At 51.8% G+C, this 20,598-nt stretch carries 23 protein-coding genes and 2 pseudogenes; 10 read left to right on the top strand and 15 right to left on the bottom strand.

The genetic code is table 11. The features are described 5' to 3' along the window. Positions 1 to 55 precede the first annotated feature (55 nt). The 3 genes from ACRRUX_RS18300 to hinT are packed head-to-tail and all read right to left on the bottom strand — an operon-like array spanning position 56 to position 1,307. Entirely contained in the window at positions 56 to 448 is a 393-nt protein-coding gene (locus ACRRUX_RS18300; RefSeq protein ID WP_432533073.1) for a YcfL family protein, read from the bottom strand. Between the two features lie 49 nt (positions 449 to 497). Further along, positions 498 to 914 (bottom strand): acyl-CoA thioesterase, encoded by a 417-nt coding sequence (locus ACRRUX_RS18305; protein WP_432533076.1) that lies wholly within the window; start codon positions 912 to 914, stop codon positions 498 to 500. Between the two features lie 36 nt (positions 915 to 950). After that, positions 951 to 1,307 (bottom strand): purine nucleoside phosphoramidase, encoded by a 357-nt coding sequence (gene hinT / locus ACRRUX_RS18310; protein ID WP_432533079.1) that lies wholly within the window; start codon positions 1,305 to 1,307, stop codon positions 951 to 953. A gap of 172 nt (positions 1,308 to 1,479) precedes the next feature. On the opposite strand from hinT, the gene ACRRUX_RS18315 reads away from it, so the two are divergent. Further along, entirely contained in the window at positions 1,480 to 3,249 is a 1,770-nt protein-coding gene (locus ACRRUX_RS18315) for a M61 family metallopeptidase (protein WP_432533082.1), read from the top strand. A gap of 18 nt (positions 3,250 to 3,267) precedes the next feature. Then, entirely contained in the window at positions 3,268 to 3,507 is a 240-nt protein-coding gene (locus ACRRUX_RS18320; protein WP_432533085.1) for a hypothetical protein, read from the top strand. On the opposite strand, the gene ACRRUX_RS18325 is transcribed toward ACRRUX_RS18320, so the two are convergent. Further along, positions 3,508 to 4,137: a LuxR C-terminal-related transcriptional regulator gene (locus ACRRUX_RS18325; protein WP_432533088.1), complete on the bottom strand. Its 630-nt coding sequence runs from the start codon at positions 4,135 to 4,137 to the stop codon at positions 3,508 to 3,510. It lies immediately after the preceding gene. Between the two features lie 304 nt (positions 4,138 to 4,441). On the opposite strand from ACRRUX_RS18325, the gene ACRRUX_RS18330 reads away from it, so the two are divergent. Then, positions 4,442 to 5,188 (top strand): cytochrome b/b6 domain-containing protein, encoded by a 747-nt coding sequence (locus tag ACRRUX_RS18330; RefSeq protein ID WP_432533091.1) that lies wholly within the window; start codon positions 4,442 to 4,444, stop codon positions 5,186 to 5,188. Positions 5,189 to 5,301: 113 nt separating this feature from the next. On the opposite strand, the gene ACRRUX_RS18335 is transcribed toward ACRRUX_RS18330, so the two are convergent. Together ACRRUX_RS18335 and htpX are read right to left on the bottom strand one after the other, a co-directional pair. Further along, positions 5,302 to 5,625 carry a cytochrome c3 family protein gene (locus ACRRUX_RS18335; protein WP_432533094.1) on the bottom strand — a complete coding sequence of 108 codons (324 nt, stop codon included), beginning with the start codon at positions 5,623 to 5,625 and terminating at the stop codon, positions 5,302 to 5,304. Positions 5,626 to 5,919: 294 nt separating this feature from the next. Next, the gene (htpX, locus tag ACRRUX_RS18340; protein WP_432533097.1) at positions 5,920 to 6,786 is read right to left on the bottom strand and encodes a protease HtpX; all 867 of its coding nucleotides are present in this window, start codon (positions 6,784 to 6,786) and stop codon (positions 5,920 to 5,922) included. Between the two features lie 241 nt (positions 6,787 to 7,027). Here htpX and pepE point away from each other — a divergent pair, with 241 nt between their 5' ends. Then, on the top strand, positions 7,028 to 7,735 hold the full coding sequence (pepE, locus tag ACRRUX_RS18345) for a dipeptidase PepE (protein ID WP_432533100.1): 708 nt from the start codon (positions 7,028 to 7,030) through the stop codon (positions 7,733 to 7,735). 33 nt (positions 7,736 to 7,768) lie between these two features. Here the strand turns inward: pepE and bioD are convergent, their stop codons facing one another. The 4 genes from bioD to bioB are packed head-to-tail and all read right to left on the bottom strand — an operon-like array spanning position 7,769 to position 11,475. Beyond that, the gene (bioD, locus tag ACRRUX_RS18350; RefSeq protein ID WP_432533139.1) at positions 7,769 to 8,470 is read right to left on the bottom strand and encodes a dethiobiotin synthase; all 702 of its coding nucleotides are present in this window, start codon (positions 8,468 to 8,470) and stop codon (positions 7,769 to 7,771) included. A 12-nt stretch (positions 8,471 to 8,482) separates the two neighbouring features. Further along, positions 8,483 to 9,283 carry a methyltransferase domain-containing protein gene (locus ACRRUX_RS18355; protein WP_432533103.1) on the bottom strand — a complete coding sequence of 267 codons (801 nt, stop codon included), beginning with the start codon at positions 9,281 to 9,283 and terminating at the stop codon, positions 8,483 to 8,485. Then, positions 9,283 to 10,422 carry an aminotransferase class I/II-fold pyridoxal phosphate-dependent enzyme gene (locus ACRRUX_RS18360; protein ID WP_432533106.1) on the bottom strand — a complete coding sequence of 380 codons (1,140 nt, stop codon included), beginning with the start codon at positions 10,420 to 10,422 and terminating at the stop codon, positions 9,283 to 9,285. The genes ACRRUX_RS18355 and ACRRUX_RS18360 overlap by 1 nt, the downstream gene beginning before the upstream one ends. After that, a complete protein-coding gene (gene bioB / locus ACRRUX_RS18365; RefSeq protein WP_432533109.1) occupies positions 10,423 to 11,475 on the bottom strand; it encodes a biotin synthase BioB in 1,053 nt (350 codons plus the stop codon). It lies immediately after the preceding gene. Positions 11,476 to 11,573: 98 nt separating this feature from the next. Between bioB and bioA the strand changes: the two genes are divergently transcribed. Both bioA and ACRRUX_RS18375 read left to right on the top strand, forming a co-directional pair. Next, the gene (bioA, locus tag ACRRUX_RS18370) at positions 11,574 to 12,902 is read left to right on the top strand and encodes an adenosylmethionine--8-amino-7-oxononanoate transaminase (RefSeq protein WP_432533112.1); all 1,329 of its coding nucleotides are present in this window, start codon (positions 11,574 to 11,576) and stop codon (positions 12,900 to 12,902) included. Positions 12,903 to 13,063: 161 nt separating this feature from the next. Continuing rightward, complete coding sequence (locus tag ACRRUX_RS18375; protein WP_432533115.1) at positions 13,064 to 14,005, top strand: Dyp-type peroxidase; 942 nt, start codon at positions 13,064 to 13,066, stop codon at positions 14,003 to 14,005. A 109-nt stretch (positions 14,006 to 14,114) separates the two neighbouring features. Here the strand turns inward: ACRRUX_RS18375 and traF are convergent, their stop codons facing one another. The 3 genes from traF to cobB all read right to left on the bottom strand — a co-directional run bounded on the left by traF (position 14,115) and on the right by cobB (position 16,572). Beyond that, a complete protein-coding gene (traF, locus tag ACRRUX_RS18380; protein WP_432533118.1) occupies positions 14,115 to 15,311 on the bottom strand; it encodes a conjugal transfer protein TraF in 1,197 nt (398 codons plus the stop codon). A gap of 87 nt (positions 15,312 to 15,398) precedes the next feature. Next, the gene (locus ACRRUX_RS18385; protein ID WP_432533142.1) at positions 15,399 to 15,824 is read right to left on the bottom strand and encodes an AAA family ATPase; all 426 of its coding nucleotides are present in this window, start codon (positions 15,822 to 15,824) and stop codon (positions 15,399 to 15,401) included. 22 nt (positions 15,825 to 15,846) lie between these two features. Continuing rightward, the gene (cobB, locus tag ACRRUX_RS18390; RefSeq protein WP_432533121.1) at positions 15,847 to 16,572 is read right to left on the bottom strand and encodes a Sir2 family NAD+-dependent deacetylase; all 726 of its coding nucleotides are present in this window, start codon (positions 16,570 to 16,572) and stop codon (positions 15,847 to 15,849) included. Positions 16,573 to 16,810: 238 nt separating this feature from the next. Here cobB and fur point away from each other — a divergent pair, with 238 nt between their 5' ends. Beyond that, positions 16,811 to 17,242: a ferric iron uptake transcriptional regulator gene (fur, locus tag ACRRUX_RS18395; protein WP_432533124.1), complete on the top strand. Its 432-nt coding sequence runs from the start codon at positions 16,811 to 16,813 to the stop codon at positions 17,240 to 17,242. Positions 17,243 to 17,747: 505 nt separating this feature from the next. Then, a complete protein-coding gene (locus tag ACRRUX_RS18400) occupies positions 17,748 to 18,059 on the top strand; it encodes a DUF3135 domain-containing protein (protein ID WP_432533127.1) in 312 nt (103 codons plus the stop codon). Positions 18,060 to 18,066: 7 nt separating this feature from the next. Here the strand turns inward: ACRRUX_RS18400 and corA are convergent, their stop codons facing one another. Continuing rightward, positions 18,067 to 19,014 (bottom strand): magnesium/cobalt transporter CorA, encoded by a 948-nt coding sequence (corA, locus tag ACRRUX_RS18405; protein WP_432533130.1) that lies wholly within the window; start codon positions 19,012 to 19,014, stop codon positions 18,067 to 18,069. A 72-nt stretch (positions 19,015 to 19,086) separates the two neighbouring features. Continuing rightward, complete coding sequence (locus tag ACRRUX_RS18410) at positions 19,087 to 19,443, bottom strand: hypothetical protein (protein ID WP_432533133.1); 357 nt, start codon at positions 19,441 to 19,443, stop codon at positions 19,087 to 19,089. 286 nt (positions 19,444 to 19,729) lie between these two features. Between ACRRUX_RS18410 and ACRRUX_RS18415 the strand changes: the two are divergent. Then, positions 19,730 to 19,954, top strand: a pseudogene (locus ACRRUX_RS18415) (transposase); the annotation flags it as partial. Positions 19,955 to 20,270: 316 nt separating this feature from the next. Continuing rightward, positions 20,271 to 20,598 (top strand): annotated as a pseudogene (locus ACRRUX_RS18420) (transposase); the annotation flags it as partial.

A 20,598-nucleotide genomic window follows, 5' to 3' on the forward strand; every position in this document is an offset into this window, starting at 1 on the left:
CCGACCAATGCGGAGCTTTTCTGTCTGAGCTTAGCTGTCTGAGCTTAACTGTCGATCACTGGGAATAAATCGGCCTGACAGTCAGGGTAAAGCCGGCCACCGTGGCATTGGGCGCCACGCCCTGAACCTGCTGGCGGGCTTTGCCGTACAGCTGCAAAGGTATCCAGGGACTGGCCGAATCTTCCACCACCAATCCCTGCACGTCGTACCAGGTAAACTTGTACTGCACATCCAGATCTGAGGTCGTCTGGTTGGTAATCAGCGCACTGGCCCGCAAAAACCCGCCTGTCATCATGCTTCTGGCATCCGACAGACTGATATCCCGGGTCAAGGCGCTGCCGTCAGTACTGACCTGCCCCTGGGCATTGATGGTCACTCCGGCGGTATTGTGGGCACACGCTCCCAGCCAGAACGCCATCGCCAATACACACAGTAATTTCCGCTTCATCCTGAACTCTCCGTTGCACCTGTTTGGCTCAGGTTACCCCAGCCCCGGCTCAGACACCAATATTGAGCTTACGCAGTGACTCCATGGTCTGCTCTTCCAGATCTTCCAGGGTCTTGCCGTGAGGTTCGGGCAGACGTGTCTCCGGATTCACTTTCACAAACACCATTTCATCCACCGAGCAGATGGTCTTGCCGGTGAACTTGTTGCGCAGCAAACAGGATACGGTAATTGAAGTACGTCCCACCGCTTTGGTGCTCAATCCGAACTCCACCACATCCCCTTCGGTCGCCGCGTTTTCAAAGGAAATTGCGCCGATATGCTTAGTCACTATGTATTTGCTGCCTAACTGACAGATGACGTAAATGGCGGCTTCCTCATCGATCCATGCCATGGCACGACCACCAAACAGGGTTTTGGCATAATTGAGGTCTTCCGGCATCACCAGACGTCTGGAAAGAAACTTCATAATACTCCCGCTCTATTTCCCGTGAATTAACCGCTGTCAGGCATTCTGGCACAGCATCGGGCCCAGTGGCTCGCCACCGACCAGATGCATATGAATATGATATACCTCCTGACCACCATGCTTGTTGCAGTTCATGATCAGTCGATAACCATCTTCTGCGATACCGGCTTCATCAGCCAGTTTGGCGGCAACAGTCACCATACGGCCAAGGGCTTTTTCATCGGATGCTTTCACATCATTGGCCGTCGGGATCAGGTGATTGGGGATAATCAGAATATGGGTAGGTGCTTTTGGCGCAATGTCACGAAATGCGGTCACCAGATCATCCTGATACAGAATATCGGCAGGGATTTCACGACGAATGATCTTGCTGAAAATGGTCTCTTCGGCCATCAGTCAATTCTCCTCATTTACTGGCCAGCCCGGTCAGTACAACCGGCGGCCCGAATTTTCGACGAAACCGCATCAGTATACTCGTATTTCAATATCTTGTACCCGGAATTCATTGCCCAATAAAGACAAATTTGGCAGCATGGCAGCATCATTCCTCGCCCGCTGATCGACTATGATCCATTACCAGATTACCCCATCCGATCCTCACGCTCACCTGTTTGATGTCTGTATGACACTGAGCTCACCGGCCGCCATTCAGCAGCTTTGGCTGCCCAGTTGGCTGCCCGGCAGCTATATGGTCAGGGACTTTGCCAAAAACCTGATTGGCCTGATGGCTTCTGATACCCATGGCAACCCGCTTAAGATCAGACAGCTGGACAAACAGACCTGGGAGCTGGAGACAGAATGCCAGCCTGTAAAAGTGCAATATCAGGTGTATGCGTGGGATTTGTCGGTACGTACCGCCTTTCTTGACAGCCGCCGCGGATTTTTCAACGGCTCCAGCGTCTTTCTGGCCGCCAGAGGTCAGGAGCACAAACCGCACCGGCTGACCATCACGCCTCCCGCACTGCTGGCCTGCGATGACTGGCGGCTTGCCACAACATTGACTCGAACCGATGGCAGTGACTGGGGATTTGGCGACTTCCGCGCAGACAGCTATGACGAGCTGATTGATCATCCAGTGGAAATGGGCCGCTTTACCCACGCCAGCTTTGAAGCCTGCGGCGTACGTCATGATATCGTGCTGGCCGGTCGTCATCATGCCTGTCTGCCCCGTCTTTGCCGGGATCTCAAAGCCATTTGCGAATATCAGATTAAGCTGTTTGGTGAGCCAGCCCCCTTTGATCGCTACCTGTTTATGACAGCAGTGCTTGACGAAGGTTTTGGTGGACTGGAGCACAGGCAATCCACCGCGCTGATGTGTGGTCGGGAAGATTTACCCAAAACTCAGGAGGGTGCCGTCAGCAAGGGCTATCGCACCTATCTGTCGCTGTGCAGCCATGAATATTTCCACAACTGGAATGTCAAACGCATCAAACCGGCACGCTTCATTCCCTATGAGCTGGAAGCGGAAAGCTACACCCGTCAGCTGTGGGCCTATGAAGGCATCACCTCTTACTATGATGATCTGATTACCTTTAAGTCAGGTCAGGTCGATACCAACACTTATCTGACCATGCTCAGTGAGCTCATGACCCGGGTGTATCGCGGCAGCGGACGTTTCAAACAGAGCCTGAAAGACTCCAGCTTCAATGCCTGGACCAAGTTCTACAAACAGGATGAAAATGCGCAGAATGCCATCGTCTCCTACTACACCAAAGGTGCCCTGTTCGCGCTGCTGGTGGACTTGACCCTGAGGCAGGAAACCCTGGGTAAATTCTCGCTGGATGACCTGATGCGTCTGCTGTGGCAGGAACACGGTCAAACAGGCATAGGCACAGGTGAACATTGTCATCAACGCCTCGTCTCACGCCTGCTGGGGCGGGATTGCAGCGACCTGTTCGCCTGGCTCGACAGTAGCGATGATCTGCCGCTGCCCGCCATGTTGGCAAAATTCGGTATTAACATGTCATTGCGCTCCAGCAGCGGCAATCAGGACAATGGCGGACCAGGCGAAGGGCTGAAGATTGGCTTTGGCGCAAAATATAAGGCAGAAAGCGTAGGTGTCCGGATCATCACAGTTGCCAGCAACAGTCCCGCCATGCAGGCAGGCCTGAGCGCCGGTGATTTGTTGATTGCAGTCGATGGCCTCAAAGCCAATGGCTCGCTGGACAGTTTCCTGCAGCAATATCAGCCCGGTCAGCAACTGGAGTTGGTGTGGTTTCGCCGGGATGAATTAATGCTGGGGATGCTGCAGATCTGCGACGCGCCCCAGGATACCGTGGTATTGACACTGACAGATAAAACCAAAGCCAAAGCCTGGCTGGGTGATATCACCTGATAAAAACGCAGTCCCGGCATGAAACTGAGTGAGATGCTTCGTGCCCCTGAGATGGAAAAACTATCGCCGTTCAATGCGCTATCACCGGCAGCAATGACGGGAGAGCAATGGCCCTCTTGCCGGTGGTTATCCCTAAAAAAACAAGGGCGCTTTTGCGCCCTTGTTGTTGAACCTGTTATTCAAGCCTGGATTAAACGCCTGCAAAGCCAGGTTCACCATCCTGTGCAGATCTCGGCCTCAGCGTTTACCGCAATCTGATTAAACCTGAACTTCGTGCAAATGGGTCTGGGCCCAGGCTATCGCCTGTCCCCGGCTTGAAACCCCTATCTTGCGAAACGCCCGGTACAGGTGAGTCTTGATGGTACTTTCACTGACAAACAGTTGCCGGGCAATATCCTGATTGGTAGAGCCGGACAACAAGGCCTGCAGCACTTCACGCTCGCGGATAGTCAGGCTGTCAGTATCATCATCCCCCTCGTCATCACCGGAAGATTTCAGCAGTTCGCCAGGGATGTGATACCGGCCATTCATAATATCGCCCAATCCGTGGCTGATAAATTCAAGGCTGTCATCGATATAAAACACCCCGGCAGAAACCGACGGATTGATCAGGAATCTGGCGTCTATCTTGCGGGGATACTGAATAAACACAGTGCGGATACTGGAAGGCAGGCGCTCAATCTGTCGTTGCAGCTGATAGGCTTTCTGCAAATCGACCGTCGCCAAATCGATAACCACCAGGGTTTGCTCCATCAGCAGATGTTCAGACACCTTTTCAGGTTCAGTCAGGGTCAATTTGACCAGAAACTCCTGCGGCCAACGACTGTCCAGCAATTCTGCCAGCAGTCTGGACCTTGATACCAACATCCATCTGATTACTTTGAACATGATGCACACTCCCTGTCACTTTCGTTCGCCAAATCCATTTATTCAATTCGTTGCCGGAACGGGCTATGGCCAGCACCGGAATTTCATGTTAATAGAACAATATGGTCATTACAATATCATAACAATCTAATCATAAAGAATTAGGTAATAATAGCTATCCCTGATTGCATGAAATCATTTTAATTAGCTGATATTTAAAAAATTCATAAAATATCATCAGATTGCGCGTTTGGCGGTATTAGTCATTTCGACTGATACTCATCTTAACCAACATATGTTCTGACAACTCAACCGGGGCAAAACCATGACTGCAACACCCTCTCAAGAACAACAAGTGCGCTATATCAGGACCTGGGATCTGCCGGTCCGTCTGTTCCACTGGATAAACGTATTGTGCATTATGGTGTTGAGTTTGCTCGGCCTGGTGATGATGTTCAAACCTGAGCTGGGCATTTCCGGATTGGAGGCCAAAATTGGCCTGAAACAGGCCCATGTGATTGTCGGCTATGTGTTTGTCGCCAATCTGCTGTTTCGGATCCTATGGGGGTTTATCGGTACACGGTTTGCTCGCTTTAGCGATATGTTTCGCGGCGCCTTTTCAGGCAGTGTAATTTCCGATTATCTCAGCCAAACCCGCAGTGGTCACTCGCCTCAATATCTTGGTCACAACCCGTTGGGTAAACCCATGGTCGTGTGTCTGTTTATCCTGCTGATCATCATGGCAGGAACAGGCTTATTCCGAGCAGGCACAGATATTTACTTCCCACCTTTTGGGGAGAGCATTCAACACTTTCTGGCTGCACCTGATACCAATCCAGCCGATCTTAAACCTTATGTCGAGCAGGGTGTTGATAAGCAGCAACAGGAAGCGCTGGCCCCTTACAAGAAATGGACAGGTAAGGCTCACGTATGGGGGTTCTATCTGTTGGTAGTATTGGTGCTGATGCACATCAGTGGTGCCATATTCACCGAGTGCCGTCATCAGCCAGGTATTATTTCGGCGATGTTCTCGGGTAAAAAACCAATTTCAGGCAAGGCCGCAGACGAATGATATTGGGCTACAACCGACGGCGCGCGAGCAGAGATCTGCGGCGGTGATGTAGCGGAAAGTCAAAACAAAAACGCTGGCATCAAGCCAGCGTTTTTTATTATCCGGTGCGCAAATTATTTGCGGCCATCATCATGACAGGCATCACAGGTAGGCTTCTGACCTACGTTCATGTCATGCATTGTGTGACAGTCCTGACACATCAGCATACCGTCGTGTGGCTTATGCTTGTCATCCATTTCGGCCAGAGAACCGTGGCAGGATTGGCACTGTTCGAACTCGAACGCACCGTCGGCAGACGCACTGGCACCGTCAGCGTGACAGCTTTCACAACCACCCATTTCAGCGTGGAACTCAGCCAGAGTCTGATCTGCCGCGAAAGCAGAAGAAGACAGGGCAACAGCGGCACCAAACAGTGCACTCAACAGGAATTTGCTCACTATATATTCTCCAAGGCAACCTGACCGGGCGAAAGTTCTTATGTCTGGTGACTTTCTACTCCTGGCCGGATAATCACATTTTTAAAAGATACTTAATGACCCGTCAGGGTGGTATTAAACATTCCAAACGTCACGATTTTAACTATTCGACATTTTGAAAAATGTGCGCCACCTCATACAAACAAGCACTTACATACAAGTTTCACAAATGAGAAACTAATGCAACAATCAGTAAAGCAGCAAGCAAAAAGAAAGGGAAGCCCCGGGCTTCCCTTTCATCTATCCGTGTCACTGTCAACGCTGATGACGCAGCGCCTCAATACGTTTTTCCAGCGGCGGATGGCTCATCAACAGCTCGGCCACTGAACGCTTGCCATTGATACCAAAGGCTGACATAGACGCAGGCATACCACCGGCTTCCGGTCCATAACGCAGACGTTCCAGCGCAGCAATCATCTTCTCTTTTCCGGCCAGACGTGCGCCACCTTCATCAGCGCGGTATTCGCGGATGCGGGAGAAGTAAGCGACGATGAAAGACGCCAGAATACCAAACAGAATATCTAGCACAAAAACAACACCCATATAGGCCAGCGTACCCAATCCCTCGCCTTCTTCATCATTGCTGGAGACGAAGGTATTAACTGCCTGAGCAACAACCCGTGCGGCAAAAATGACGAAGGTGTTTACCACGCCCTGGATCAACGTCAGGGTCACCATGTCACCGTTGGCGACGTGGCTGACTTCGTGAGCCAGTACCGCTTCAACTTCATCCGGACTCATGCTGTACAGCAGACCGGTGCTGACGGCCACCAAAGAATTATTTTTGCTTGGGCCGGTGGCAAAGGCATTCATTTCAGGCGAATCATAAATCGCCACTTCCGGCATGGCAATACCCGCTTGCTGCGCCTGACGGGCCACGGTATCGACCAACCAACGTTGCTGACCGTCCTGAGGGTGTTCAATTACCATTAAGCCCATGGTCTTTTTCGCCATCCACTTGGACATGGCCAGTGAGATAAACGACCCGGAGAAACCAAAGATGGCTGCGAACACCAACAGGCCTCCCATGGTACTGGTATTAACACCCAGCAGGGACATGACAATTGACGCCACCAGCAAAACCGCCAGGTTGGTGACAATCAACAAGAATACACGCTTCATTACAGCTCCTAGTAGGGCACAACAGTGCCAGAGTTATTTGTTTCAGAAGATGGGGACGAGAGGAATGAATTTCAACTCCTGCCACCCTGATTATTCTCCTGTCAACAATAGTATGCAGGCAGTCTAGGAAGCTTTTATTAATCCAAACTTAATGGCCTGAGGATGTGCCGACAGGAGTGTTGAACCTGCCCCGACTTTGCTGCCATACTCACACTCCCATTAATCAAGGCACAGAAATACAATGACAATCAACGCCCTGATGCTGAGCGCATCGAAAGAAGGCAACACGCCATACCTGTCCCACGCCCTGCACTTTATTCAACCATTGACCACCACTGCCAAACGCTGGCTGTTTATCCCCTTCGCAGGTGTCAGCCTGAGTTACGATGACTATCTGCAACGGGTAACGCAGGGACTCGCGTCACTGGATATTGAAATCTGCAGTATTCATCAGTTTGATGATCCGCATCAGGCCCTGGCCCGGGCAGACGGGATCATGGTCGGCGGCGGCAATACTTTCCACCTGTTACATGAACTCTATCGTCATGATCTGGTTGAAGCCATCAAACAGGCGGTTGTGGCAGGAAAACCTTATATCGGCTGGAGCGCCGGCTCCAACATCACAGGTCAAAGTATCCGGACTACCAATGATATGCCGATCATTGAGCCGCCAAGCTTCGATGCGCTCAATATTCTGCCATTTCAGCTCAATCCTCATTACACCAATTACGTTCAGGCCGGCCACAACGGCGAAACCCGGGCTCAGCGTCTGAAGGAGTTCACCTGTGTGGCCCCGCAAACCGCGGTAGTGGGGATTCAGGAAGGCAGTGCGCTGTGGCGTCGCGGTGATACCCTGACATTGCTCGGGGCAAAAGACGCATACCTGTTTAAAGGCGAACAGCAGGAAGTGCCGTTGCCCGCTGGCAGTGATCTGTCCTATCTGCTGTAAACAGCAACGCGGCCCAATGGCCGCGTTTTATATTCAGCGCCGGCGTTTGGACTCAGGCCGCGGCAATCGAATAAAGTTGGCGGCCAACTGTGGCGACACCTCAGGCAAAAACGGAATTTCCCCAAGCAGCGGCACATCCAGCAGGGTTTTGAGACTGTCTAGGTTTTCCTGATAGCGACTCATTTCGGGATCAACGCAATTGGCCACCCAACCTGCAACCTCCAGCCCGTCTGCCTTAATCGCTTCCAGCGTCAATACGGCGTGGTTCAGACACCCCAGCTTCATGCCCACCACCAGGATCACCGGCACAGACAAATACTGCACCAACTCAGACATGTAACGCCCCTGCCCCAGTGGTAAACGCCAGCCTCCGGCTCCTTCGATCAGACAAAAATCGGCAATGGCCATTTGGGTGAGATCCAGTGACGACATCAGGGATTCGGGACTGATGTCCACGCCCTGCTCCTGGGCGGCGATGTGCGGCGCAATAGCGGGCTCAAAAGCGAATGGATTCACCATCCAGTAAGCCGGTTTAAGGGTTGATGCCGATAATAATGCGCAAGCATCGGAGTTACGCAGGCCATCAGGCGTCATTTCACAACCCGATGCCACAGGTTTGAGTCCCAAAGTACGGGCCTGATGCCCGCTGGCAGTGACAACACCGGCTCTGTGCAACAGCGCGCAGGACACCAGGGTCTTGCCGCAATCAGTATCTGTGCCGGTCACAAAATAAATCATTCAGCTTTCTCACTTAACCGCATCAACAAACAAAATTTGATAGCTCAATGGCAGTCCCGGCTGTTCGCGCAATGACTCCGCGCGCAGCCCAAGTTGTTGCCAGAAAGCCCGCCCCCGGAGACCGAAATGGTGGCTGTCGGTGTCGACACTTTGCTCCTTTTTTCCTTTAATTTCAATGGTTGATCTGGGTTGCGAAAACCTTGCCGTGGCACCGACGCCCTTAAGGGAAAACAGCAGCGATTTAAGGCTGTCAAAATGCAGTTTCAGGGTCTGCTCTTGCAATGTCATCGCCTGCCAGGGCAAACCTGAGATCTGCCCGCGGATAACCTCAGCATCCGGAAATGCGTTGCGGTGCAGTCCCAGTATTGGCAGCTCGGGTAAGCTGCCATCCACCACCAGCGCCAATCGACACCGGCCGCCGGGTTTGAGTACCCGATGAATTTCAGCCAGCGCCAGCTCAAGTTGCGGGCACCATTGCAACGCCAGATTGGAGTACAGACAGTCAATTGATGCGCTGACCAGTGGCAACGCCTGCGCATCAGCACAGATGGCAAACTGCTGCGGAAAAGTCGCTTTCAGGGTACGCAGCATTGCCGGTGCAATATCCAGCGCGATCACCTGTCCGGGTGAGATAAACTCAGTACCCGGCCCGGCACCAATATCCAGCAGCGTTCCCCTTGGCGTAAAGCCAGATTGCAACAGCTGCGCTGTTTGACGCTGCAGATGGTTATGTTCACGATAGCGCTCGGCGGCACGGGAGAATTGATGTGCGATATTGTCCCCCAAAGGAAGACTGACTTCATGTCGCATTAGATCTGGGGCTCCACTTGGCTCTGTGGTGGCAACAGCTCACCCAGTACAGAGACCAGATATTCAATGTCCTGCCGGGAATGGCGGGCGCTCAGGGTAATACGTAAGCGGGCACTGCCCACCGGCACAGTCGGCGGACGGATGGCGCCGACCAGAATGCCCCGCTGACGCAGCGCAGCGGCAAGCGCCATGACGGTATCATTGTCACCCACCAGCAGCGGCTGGATCGGCGTATCCGATGGCAGCAGGGAAAGCCCGGCCTGCTGACACAGCGCGCGGAACAGACGGATATTATCCAGCAGTGGTTGCTGTCGTATCGGCGTATCCACCAGACTCAGTGCCGACAGAGCCAGCTGCGCAGCCAGTGGCGACAAGGCCGTGGAGTAAATATAGTGGCGGCAATTGGCCACCATATAATCGACAAACAGCTGACTGCCCAGCAGCGCAGCGCCCTGACATCCCAGCGCCTTGCCAAAGGTCACCAGCTGCACATCGGCAAACTGACTGTCGCATGCTCCACCATCGTCACGGGGGATGGCAAAACCATGGGCATCATCCACTATCAGCCAGGCATTCTGCTCATCACAGAGTTGTCTTAATTGACTGAGTGGTGCGCAGTCACCATCCATACTGAATACACTTTCGGTGATGAGCGCCGTCACCGACTGCTTTTGCGCCATGGCCGCGGCACTGGCGGCATCATTGTGCAGAAAGCGCCGCAGTCGGGCACCACTGTCTTTGAGACCGTCGATGATCGAGGCATGCACCAGTTTGTCGGCAAGCACAGTATCAGCATCGGAAAACAGGGTTTTCATCAGTGCCTGATTGGCGCTGAAGCCAGAGCAGAACAGCAGTGCCGCCTCATGGCCGGTCCGCTGGCACAGTTTGGCCTCCAGTGCCTGATGGGTACGACAATAGCCGCTGACCAGTGGCGATGCGCCGCTGCCGCAGGCAACTTCCGTCAACGCCTCGGCCGCCAGAGTGTTCAGCACCTGTGAGCTTGCCAACCCCAAATAGTCATTGCCGGCGAAATCCAGCAGCGACTGTGGCTGCACTTGCCGCGTGCGCAGCAATCCGGCCTGTTGCTGCGCAGCCAGCCCTTCACCAAGGCGCTGCGCCAGCTTGCTTCGATGATTCAATTACACCACCGATGCATCATAAAACAGGCTGTCAGCCTTATCCCGGCGGGCTGCGGCGCGCTCAAGCATGGCTTCGTCTTTTTCAGGATCGGCAGCGACGCCCTGCTCTGGTTTCAGCCCAAGTCGCTTGAACAGCGCCATGTCATCGTTCTCTTCAGGATTGGGCGTGGTCAGCAATTTACAGCCATAGAAAATAGAGTTGGCACCGGCAAAGAAACACATGGCCTGCATTTCATCGCTCATTTTCTCGCGCCCCGCAGAAAGACGCACCCGCGACAATGGCATCATGATGCGGGCAACCGCAATAGTGCGGACAAACTCCAGCGGATCCAGATCTTCCTGCTGTGCCAGTGGCGTGCCGGCCACTTTCACCAGCATATTGATAGGTACCGAATCAGGATGTTTTTCCATGTTGGCCAGTTGCTGCAGCAAGCCAGCTCGGTCATTCTGGGTTTCACCCAAACCCACAATCCCGCCGCTGCACACCTTCATGCCGGCAGCGCGGACGTTATCCAGTGTATCCAGCCGGTCCTGATATGTACGGGTGGTGATGATGTCACCGTAAAATTCCGGAGAGGTATCCAGATTGTGGTTGTAATAATCCAGCCCGGCCCGGGCCAACTCATCCGCCTGTTCGGGTGACAGCATGCCCAGGGTCATACAGGTTTCCATCCCCAGCGACTTCACCTCACGCACCATAGTAGTCAGGTACGGCATATCCTTTTCTCTGGGATTGCGCCAGGCCGCGCCCATACAGAAGCGGGTGGCTCCGGCCGCTCTGGCACTGCGGGCCTCTTTAAGCACCAGCTCCATTTCCAGCAGGCGTTCTTTTTCCAGTCCGGTGTCATAACGGGCGCTCTGGGGACAATACTTGCAGTCCTCCGGACAGGCACCGGTTTTAATAGACAACAGACGGCTGACCTGAACCTCATTGGGATCAAAATGCTCGCGGTGAATACTGTGGGCCCGGAACAACAGATCGTTCATCGGCAGGTTAAACAAGGTTTCAATTTCTTCCCGCGACCAGTCATGGCGCAGCGCACTGTCAGTCATCTCAGCATTTCCCGGGTGGTTTTTATCTTGGCTAGGATAGCTTTACCCCTTAGACTGTCAACTTTCCTGCGCCAACAAGGTTGACTGGTGATTATTTTATGAGCAACAACTTCATCGACTACCCATTTGATCAACAACATATCTGGCATCCCTACACCTCTATGCAGCATCCGCTGCCGGTGTACGGCGTCGCGTCTGCCAGCGGGTGCGAGCTCGAGCTTGATGACGGGCGTCGACTGGTTGATGGCACCAGCTCCTGGTGGTCCTGTGTACATGGGTATGGTCATCCGGTACTGCTGGAGGCCATGCAAACGCAATTGAATACCTTAAGTCACGTGATGTTTGGCGGTATTACCCATGAGCCAGCCATTGAACTGGCCAAACAGCTTGTCGCCATGACCCCAAAACGACTGACCAAGGTGTTTTACGCTGACTCCGGCTCCGTGGCCGTAGAGGTCGCCATCAAGATGGCGCTGCAATACTGGCAGGGACGCGGCTGCGCGCAAAAACAGCAGATTATGACGATTAAGCAGGGATATCACGGCGATACCTTCGCCGCCATGAGTGTCTGCGATCCGGATAATGGCATGCATACCATGTTTGGCAGCTCAGTCACGCCCAGATTGTTCGCCCCTGCGCCTCAGGCAGGGTTCGATAACGGTCTGGCCGCGCGTGATGCCAGCGCCCTGCGCGCCCTGTTTGAAGCTCATCATCAGGAGTGTGCGGCCATCATCCTTGAGCCTGTTATGCAGGGCGCCGGCGCCATGAATTTCTACGCGCCTGAATATCTGGTGCTGGTGCGACAACTGTGTGATGAATTTGAAGTGCTGCTGATAGCCGATGAAATTGCCACCGGCTTTGGTCGTACCGGCAAACTGTTTGCCTGCGAGCATGCCGGGATTGAACCGGATCTCATGTGTCTGGGCAAAGCGCTGACCGGCGGCTATATCAGCCTGGCAGCGACCCTGTGCAGTGATGAGGTGGCTGACGGCATAAGCAGCTCTGCGGCAGGCGTATTCATGCACGGGCCAACCTTTATGGCCAACCCGCTGGCGTGCGCGGCAGCCCGTGCCAGTATGACGCTTATCCAACAGGGAACCTGGCAGACTCAGGTCGCCGCCATTGAAAAACAGCTGCAGGCCGAGCTGGCTCCCGCCCGCGCACTGAGCGCCGTCAGGGATGTTCGGGTGCTTGGTGCAGTCGGTGTCATCGAAATGCATGAACAGGTCAATACCGGGCTGATGCAACAGGGGTTTGTCGAGCACGGTGTCTGGGTTCGCCCGTTCGATCGCTATCTGTATGTAATGCCACCCTACTGCATTAGTGCGGCGCAGCTCACTAAACTCACCTCCGCCATGGTGGAAATGGCCGCCAGCAAACACAGGCTTCGAGGTAAGCCGGCTCAGGGCAGCCCGAGTCACGGTTGAGACTGTCAGGTTAAAACTCACCCACTTTCATACGCTTGAGATTGCGACTGACTTAATAATCTTTCACAAACTTTTTTTGCCTATTCAATTGGGTATAGTAGAGAGCATCTGTCACTGTCCGGCTCAGCGGCGAGCCGGACAATATTATCGGGGATATCGATATGACGCTGCTCTCCACGCTGGCTCAGCCAGGTGTGCTTTCCAACCCAACTTCCCACGTTGAATACCTGACATTTTGTCTGTCACCTGACGTCACCGCGCCAGCAGAAATAACCGATGCGCTTGCGGCACTCGGTGGTATCGAGAAATCCATCAATCAGAAAGATCCTGATGCCGGATTGCAGCTGACCATCGGCTTCTCTGCATCGGCCTGGCCAGTGTTGTTTGCTGACTATCCGATGCCGGCCAATCTTCATCCTTTTGTGGAAATGCGCAATGGCGAGCGGCACTTTCCCGCCACCGCCGGGGACATTTTCGTGATGATTAAATCTTCCCGCATTGACCTGAATTTCCAGGCGGCAAAATACCTGCGCAAGGCATTTTCCGGGTTGGCCGAGCTGACCGAAGATATTCAGGGTTACAAATATCTGGATAACCGCGACATGATTGATTTTGTCGACGGCACGGAAAACCCGGTTGGGGATGAGCGCACCGAAGCGGTATTGGTTACCGAAGACATTGAACTGCACCAGGGCGGCAGCTATCTGCATGTTCAGCGCTATGTTGACCGTCAGGATCTGTGGGACAGCCAGAAAACCGAATATCAGGAGCAGGTCATAGGCCGCACCAAAATGGACAACGTTGAGCTGGATGATGATGCCAAGCCAGCCTGGGCCCACAACGCCAAAAGCAAGGTTGAAGTCGAAGGCGAAGAGATCAAAATGCTCAGACAAAACCGTCCATACGGTAATGCGCTGGAACACGGTACTGTGTTTGTGGGTTTCGCTTCCCACCCCGGTGTTATTGAAACCTCACTCAAGCAAATGATCACCGCTGATGAAAATGGTCACTATGACAGATTACTGGACTTTGTAGAGGCTAAAACCGGTACCCTGTATTTCATTCCATCCAAAACCTTTCTTGCTCAATTCGATGCCGACTGAGCCGGGGCTGACGGCCAAGACGCCTGATGTCAGCCTGTGGTGAAGCGGATAAAACAAAGGAGCCTGCTGGCTCCTTTGCTGTATCTGACAATAATCGTCACCAACAGGATCAGAACTTAACACCCAGTTGCAGTGCGCCGCCCAGTTCATCGTTCTGACCAAACTCTCCGGCCAAGTCTATGGTGACGGTATCGAATGGGGAAATCCCCAATCCCACGGTGTAGAAGTCATCATAGTTACCGCTCATGTCGTTGCGATAACCTGCCCTTAACTGAATAAATTCAAAGACATCAACTTCAGCACCGAGGCGGGCCCACTGACGTGGCTTGAGGAAGGCGGCCTCTGCACCGTTAATGACAAATGATTTATCTTCGATAAGATCAATATCCAGCTCCAGGGATACCCCCACTATATCCACTGCAGCACCGGCGGTGACGGTTGGCTTCAGCGACAGTTTCTCACCGGCGACATTGACGACGTCACGCGAAATCAGGTTTCGTGCGACCAAACCTACCATCGCCGGGCCTATCTGGGCATGGGCACCAACATCAAAGTTAAAGCCAGTCGTATCAGTCATGTACTGATCATCAAAGTAGTCATCGCTGTCATAATTGCTGATATTGGCAACATATAAGTAGGAGTCCAGCCGCTGAACCTTGGGCGTGACACCAACGGCAATACCACCGATAACCGGCACAGAAAACCGGGTTGCCAGACTGAGGCTGATTTCATTCACGGCCACGGCCCGGGCCAGCCCCTCGGACGCGATATCATTCTGGTTAAAATCACCTGAAGTCAGAGCATTGTTAATGAGCTGTTCATCCGACTGCGCAAAACTGAAGTCCCCCTTGGCCCACAGCTGCCCACCAATAGTGACGCCCCATGCCAGATTTTCTGAAGGACTGTAAAACGCAAACTCCGCATTGGCCTGACCATCAATAGTGTCGTTATCCAGTGCCTTGAGCGCATCAATCAAAGAGCGGGCATCCGCTTCTGAGGGGGGATTATTGGGATCGGGATGATTGACCAGAGCTTCAAAGTCATTCAGTAGATCCTGCACCGCATCCACATCATCGATAGTGTCGTTAAAATCCCTGGCCTGAGCCCAGATCCCGAGTTTCAGATAAAAGTCATCGTTGTCGTCAAAGCGGGTCAACAACGCAGGATTGAGATTGGCCCGGGTAAAATCACCGCTGGCGATGCCGGTTCCGGCCATACCGGCACTGCGCGCATCCATTGGCATATCTGCCAACACTATCGGCGATATGAGTAACGCGCCACATCCTGCCAAAATTTTTGAATTCATTATGCTACTCCATTAATTACATCGTCCTGCCGGAAAACGTCCAGTTTCATTCCGGCTAAGCTGTGGTTTAACCACCATGAAAATAGTTTAAAAAACGCAATATTGCCGTGCCATTGCGCGGATTTTGTCCAGTGGCACGCCATGCCGGTTACGTTTAGCACAAATTTGCTGATGTTCAGGATCAGCCGGATCACCTATCAGTACCTGCCTGATCTGATATCCCAGTGCTCGGGCGGCTTTGTCATAACAAAGATATTCCCACTGAGCCAGGTTGGTATTATCACAAATAACCACGGGGACTTTGGCCACCAACGCATCAATAAAGGCGGCTAAATTTCGTTGGTGATATTCACTCAATCGTGTTTTATCAAAAATATAGTGTTCACCACGCATGAAAAAACTGTCGGTGGAAAAATATCCCTGTTGACGCACCTGCAGTGCAACTTCAGGCTCAAGCGTTTCAATAAAACTGTCTACCCAATAGGATTTTCCGCTGCCCGGCAAACCGCGCATAATAATAGCCACTGGCGACAACTCAACAGCTCCCTGAAATTTTTTCACCACTCAGGATCTGCCCGACCAACGTCGGCATGATCTCACCGGCCTTGCCGGTCAGGTGCAACTGAAATTCACTGTCCCGCGCCGGAGGGGCGAGATTCACCTCAACCGTATGTGCACCGTGGTGATTGGCGGTATCCACAAATCCTGCTGCAGGATACACAGTGCCTGAGGTTCCAATGGCAATAAACAGGTCACACTCTTCGAGCGCAAACTGTATACGGTCCAGACCTAAAGGCATCTCGCCAAACCACACCACATGGGGACGCAGACGCTGCCCGGGTATACAGCAGGTACAAAGATGATCCGGCCCAAAAGGCTCTGTCAGTAAAAATGTCTGACCGGATTGAGGACAGCGCCCCTTAACCAACTCGCCGTGCATGTGGATTAATTTAAACGACCCTGCCCGTTCATGCAGATTGTCAATGTTCTGGGTGATCAGCAAAAACTCGCCATCAAACTCCTTCTCCAGCCTGGCCAGTGCCAAATGTGCCGGATTGGGCTCGACACCGGCAGACAGCAGTTGCTGCCATCGGTCGTTATAGAAGGCTTCAACCAGTTCTTTGTTTCTGGCGTAACCTTCGGGTGTTGCCACATCTTCAATATGATGGCGCTCCCACAACCCGTCCTGATCCCTGAAAGTTCTGATGCCGGACTCAGCCGATATTCCGGCTCCGGTCAACACCACTATACGTTTGTACATGTTCGCCCCTTATCCCTGTCGCCCGACTCCCGGACCCGTACATTCATGTCTGCGCAAATACCGCATAACCTTACTAAAAGTACGCTTGATAATGCCATAGCTTTGATAAATTTCATCCAACACAGGTAAATTAAGAACCGATTCGTACTCAAAGGTTTAAGTTTTAAAGTCGACCCCCTATAATGGCTGTCAATATACGAAAGGTGAACCCTTGGGTTCTGCAATCAAGAGACAAATAATGACAGATGGAAATCAAGCGCTGAAAAAAGCGGGACTGAAAATTACCTTACCACGAGTCAAAATCCTGGAACTGATGCAAGAACCGGAAAATCAACATATCAGTGCAGAAGATCTGTACAAAAAGTTGCTCGATATAGGGGAAGAAATTGGCCTGGCAACCGTATATCGGGTGCTCAACCAATTTGATGATGCGGGTATTGTATCCCGGCACCATTTTGAAAGTGGCAAAGCGGTATTTGAACTGTCAACTCAACATCACCATGACCACCTGGTCTGTTTGACCTGCGGCAAAGTGATTGAATTCAGTGATGAGGTCATCGAAAGCCGGCAGCAGGAAATTGCCCGCAAGCACAATATCAAACTGACCAACCACAGTCTGTATCTCTACGGTGTTTGTACCAACGATAACTGCGATCACGCGGACGCCTGAGGCACACTCAGCGCCAGAGCCTGATACCGTGTCAGACGCTCTCTTGCCAAAGCCCCTTTCTTAGGGGCTTTTCTGTGTCCCCTCACCCGGCAGTGAGTCAGACATACTCCTATAGATAACAGCGCACCTGTAAATTCCTGCGCAATTGTTCCGGACAGTTGATAAATCCCCCCATAACGCCATTCCTTGTATAGAGTTACCACGATAGAACCAGCGGGAATAGCGGTTCCTTATCACCATCATATTATTGCCACCACTGACAAACCACAGCAGCACCAGCCGGCTAAATTGGCAATAACAGCATAATATTCAAAATGATAAACTCTACAGCAAGGTCGCACGAGAAATCCCTCAATAGAGTATGAACGACCGGGTAGCAAAGACTTATAACCATTTCAAGGTAGATGTTAAATTTCTAGATGTTTCTCGTCTTGCTGCATTTGCAACAATTAAGTAACTTAAATCAAGTAACCAGAAGTACAATCAACTGCACAGAGGGGCGAGTATGGCGGAATTACCCGATTTCGACACCCTGAAGTGGCTGGCAGAGCATGACCCTGTCAAATTAGCCCAGCTTCAGGAATCCCTCACGGAAGAGATTATTAACAACTCACAACACAACCGGGCTCAGCTCAGGAGCCTTCATCATCACTACAAAGAGCAGATGAAGCGTTGCACCAACCCATACCACAGGTGTGTGGTGTCTATGGCCCTGATGCGGGGAAAACTGTTCACCATGGCGGCCGCCATCAACAGTCCCGACGAATTCACGGCCAATCTGGCCAGTGTGACTCCAATAGATAAAAAACTTCAATGACGCTCAGTTATAACCAGCGCTTCAGTCGGAAAAATAAATAGGTCCCTGCAGCGCTGGCTAACATCAACAGCAACGCCAGCGGATACCCATACTCCCATTTCAACTCAGGCATATTCTCAAAGTTCATCCCGTAACTGCTGGCGATAAGAGTTGGTGGCAGAAAGACGACGGCGGCAACCGAAAATATTTTGATGATTTTGTTTTGCTGCAAGCCACTGAACCCCATGGCCGCATCAAGCAAAAAGTTCAATTTGTCGAAAATAAACTGGCTGTGAGGCATCAAAGACTCGATATCCGCCAACATCTCGCGCAATTCCTTCATCTCGTCATCAGATAAATTCCGGCGGTAGTATCGCTGGATGTAGCGCAGTGAACGCTGAGTATCGAGCAAACTGAGTCGGATCTTGCCGTTGGAGTCTTCCTGCAGGGTGATCATCTTGAACACTTCATCCAGCTCATCACTGTCAAACACTTCGCGCCCGACATTATCCAGCACGGTGTAAACATCCTCGATCAAGTCAGAGAGATAGTCCACTTTCAGCGTAAACAGCTCAATAAACAGATCTTTAGGAGAGTTAACGTCCAGCCGTCCCAATCTGAGGTAATTGCGCAACAGACGGATAAGACCGATGTCCTCTTCCCGCATAGTGATCAGAAATTGCTCCCGCAGGTTAAAAGACACGTTGACCGCGCGTACTTCCTGGCCGACTCGCTGAGGAAACAAGCTGTTAATATGCAAACCATCACTATTTTGGTAAAAACGAGCCGATGCCTCGATCTCGTTCATATCCTCTTCATCGGGTAATTCTTCTTCCGAGAAATTTGCCAGCCATTCGCGCTCATTATCCTCCGGCTTATACAGATCAAGCCATATGGTCGCCGGCGGCAAACTATCATCGACATTCAATTCCCGAATAGCCAACTGACGGTTTTCATAGACATATGCTGTGATCATATAACCTCCGTGGAAGGGGTCTGTCCGGTAAAAAACGAAGGCCGGACACTAAAATATCTTATAGTCGAATAATTACCGGGCAGACACAGTCACTGACTGTTGATCTGACACCCGAATCAACAAACCATCAATCGTAGTCAGTCGATTTCCTTCTATATCTTTTCTTCTTACCTCAAACGTCTCAGAATGACCGGTCGCAGGCGTGGTGATAGTCACTGTGACAACCTGATATCCATCATACCAATGCCAGACACTCAGCCCTATCCCAACGACCAGAACCAAGGACAGCGTACCGATAATGCCGTATCGCCTCAAAACAGCCTGACCTGTAACCATAGTCGGCTTATGCTCTTCTACCGCTCTTTTTCGGGTCAGAAAATGCCAGGCGATGATCAATACCACCAGGGTCAACAAAATCTTGGTCAGCAAGGGAAACTCCGGACATTGTAAAAACAGCCCTATTCTATCCCCTGTTGACTGAAAAACCGAACCTTGATTCAGAGGATTTCACTTTCAATCACAATGAGTTTGGGGAAATATCATATCAGCAAGAGCAAATTACGCCGCAATGTTAAACGCACCCACAATTTGACTTCTGATACATCAAAAATATGACGCAAGCGAGGCGATTCACTTTCGTCTTAATGTTCGCGCCAAGCGATGTGCTTATGCGGACAGCAGCATGAGCTTGGCGCCAGCCAAACGCACTAAACCAGGACGATATTCTGTGGTAGTAATGAATAGTGCAGGGTGGTATACCAATGACATTGCAATCGATATCCCCAACTTGTCGATATTCAAATTGCCGCCCTGTCCCCCGGAGCTCAACCCCATCGAACAGGTGGGGAGCTGGCTGCGCCAACATCATCTCGCCAATCGCTGTTTCAAAGGATATGAATACATAGTGGATGCCTGTAGCCAAGCTTGGAACAACTTCCTCAGTTGCACAAAGCATGTGATAAAAATGTGTTCGAGAGAATGGGCAAGGGTGACGGAACTTTAATGCGGAATGGTATTATACCAATTTCATTTAATAGTTGATCTGTTTCAGCGGGAGTTCAATGCGCTTGAGACAAGGCGAGCTGGCGAAGTCATAGTGGTGCTATGTCAAGACGGCTCAACACAGTATCAAGTGCATTGAAACCCGCACTGCGTGAGCGTGTCAGGCATCCTACTTCTGTGTTGCATTGTAGTGGTCTAATGAATCCGGACACCATTTTAGGTGGTAAAGTTGCCACTTGATTAAGAGGTGTTTCATGACCAGAAAAAGACGTTCCTTTACACCAGAGTTCAAACTTGAAGCAGCCAGTTTGGTACTGGATCAAGGTTATTCCATTCCAGAGGCCAGTCGTTCCCTGGATATCGGTGAGACTGCACTCAGACGCTGGGTCAATCAGCTGGAAGCCGAACGTGGTGGCTCGACACCAGTGAGTAAAGCCTTGACGCCTGAGCAGCAAAAGATTCAGGAGCTTGAAGCCAGGATTAATCGGCTGGAGCGAGAGAAAGCCATCTTAAAAAAAGCAACCGCTCTCTTAATGCAGGACGAACTCGAACGTACGCGCTGATAGACCAATTGAGAGGGCA

It is taken from the genome of Shewanella sp. GXUN23E (assembly GCF_050865035.1).
Taxonomy (GTDB): domain Bacteria; phylum Pseudomonadota; class Gammaproteobacteria; order Enterobacterales; family Shewanellaceae; genus Shewanella.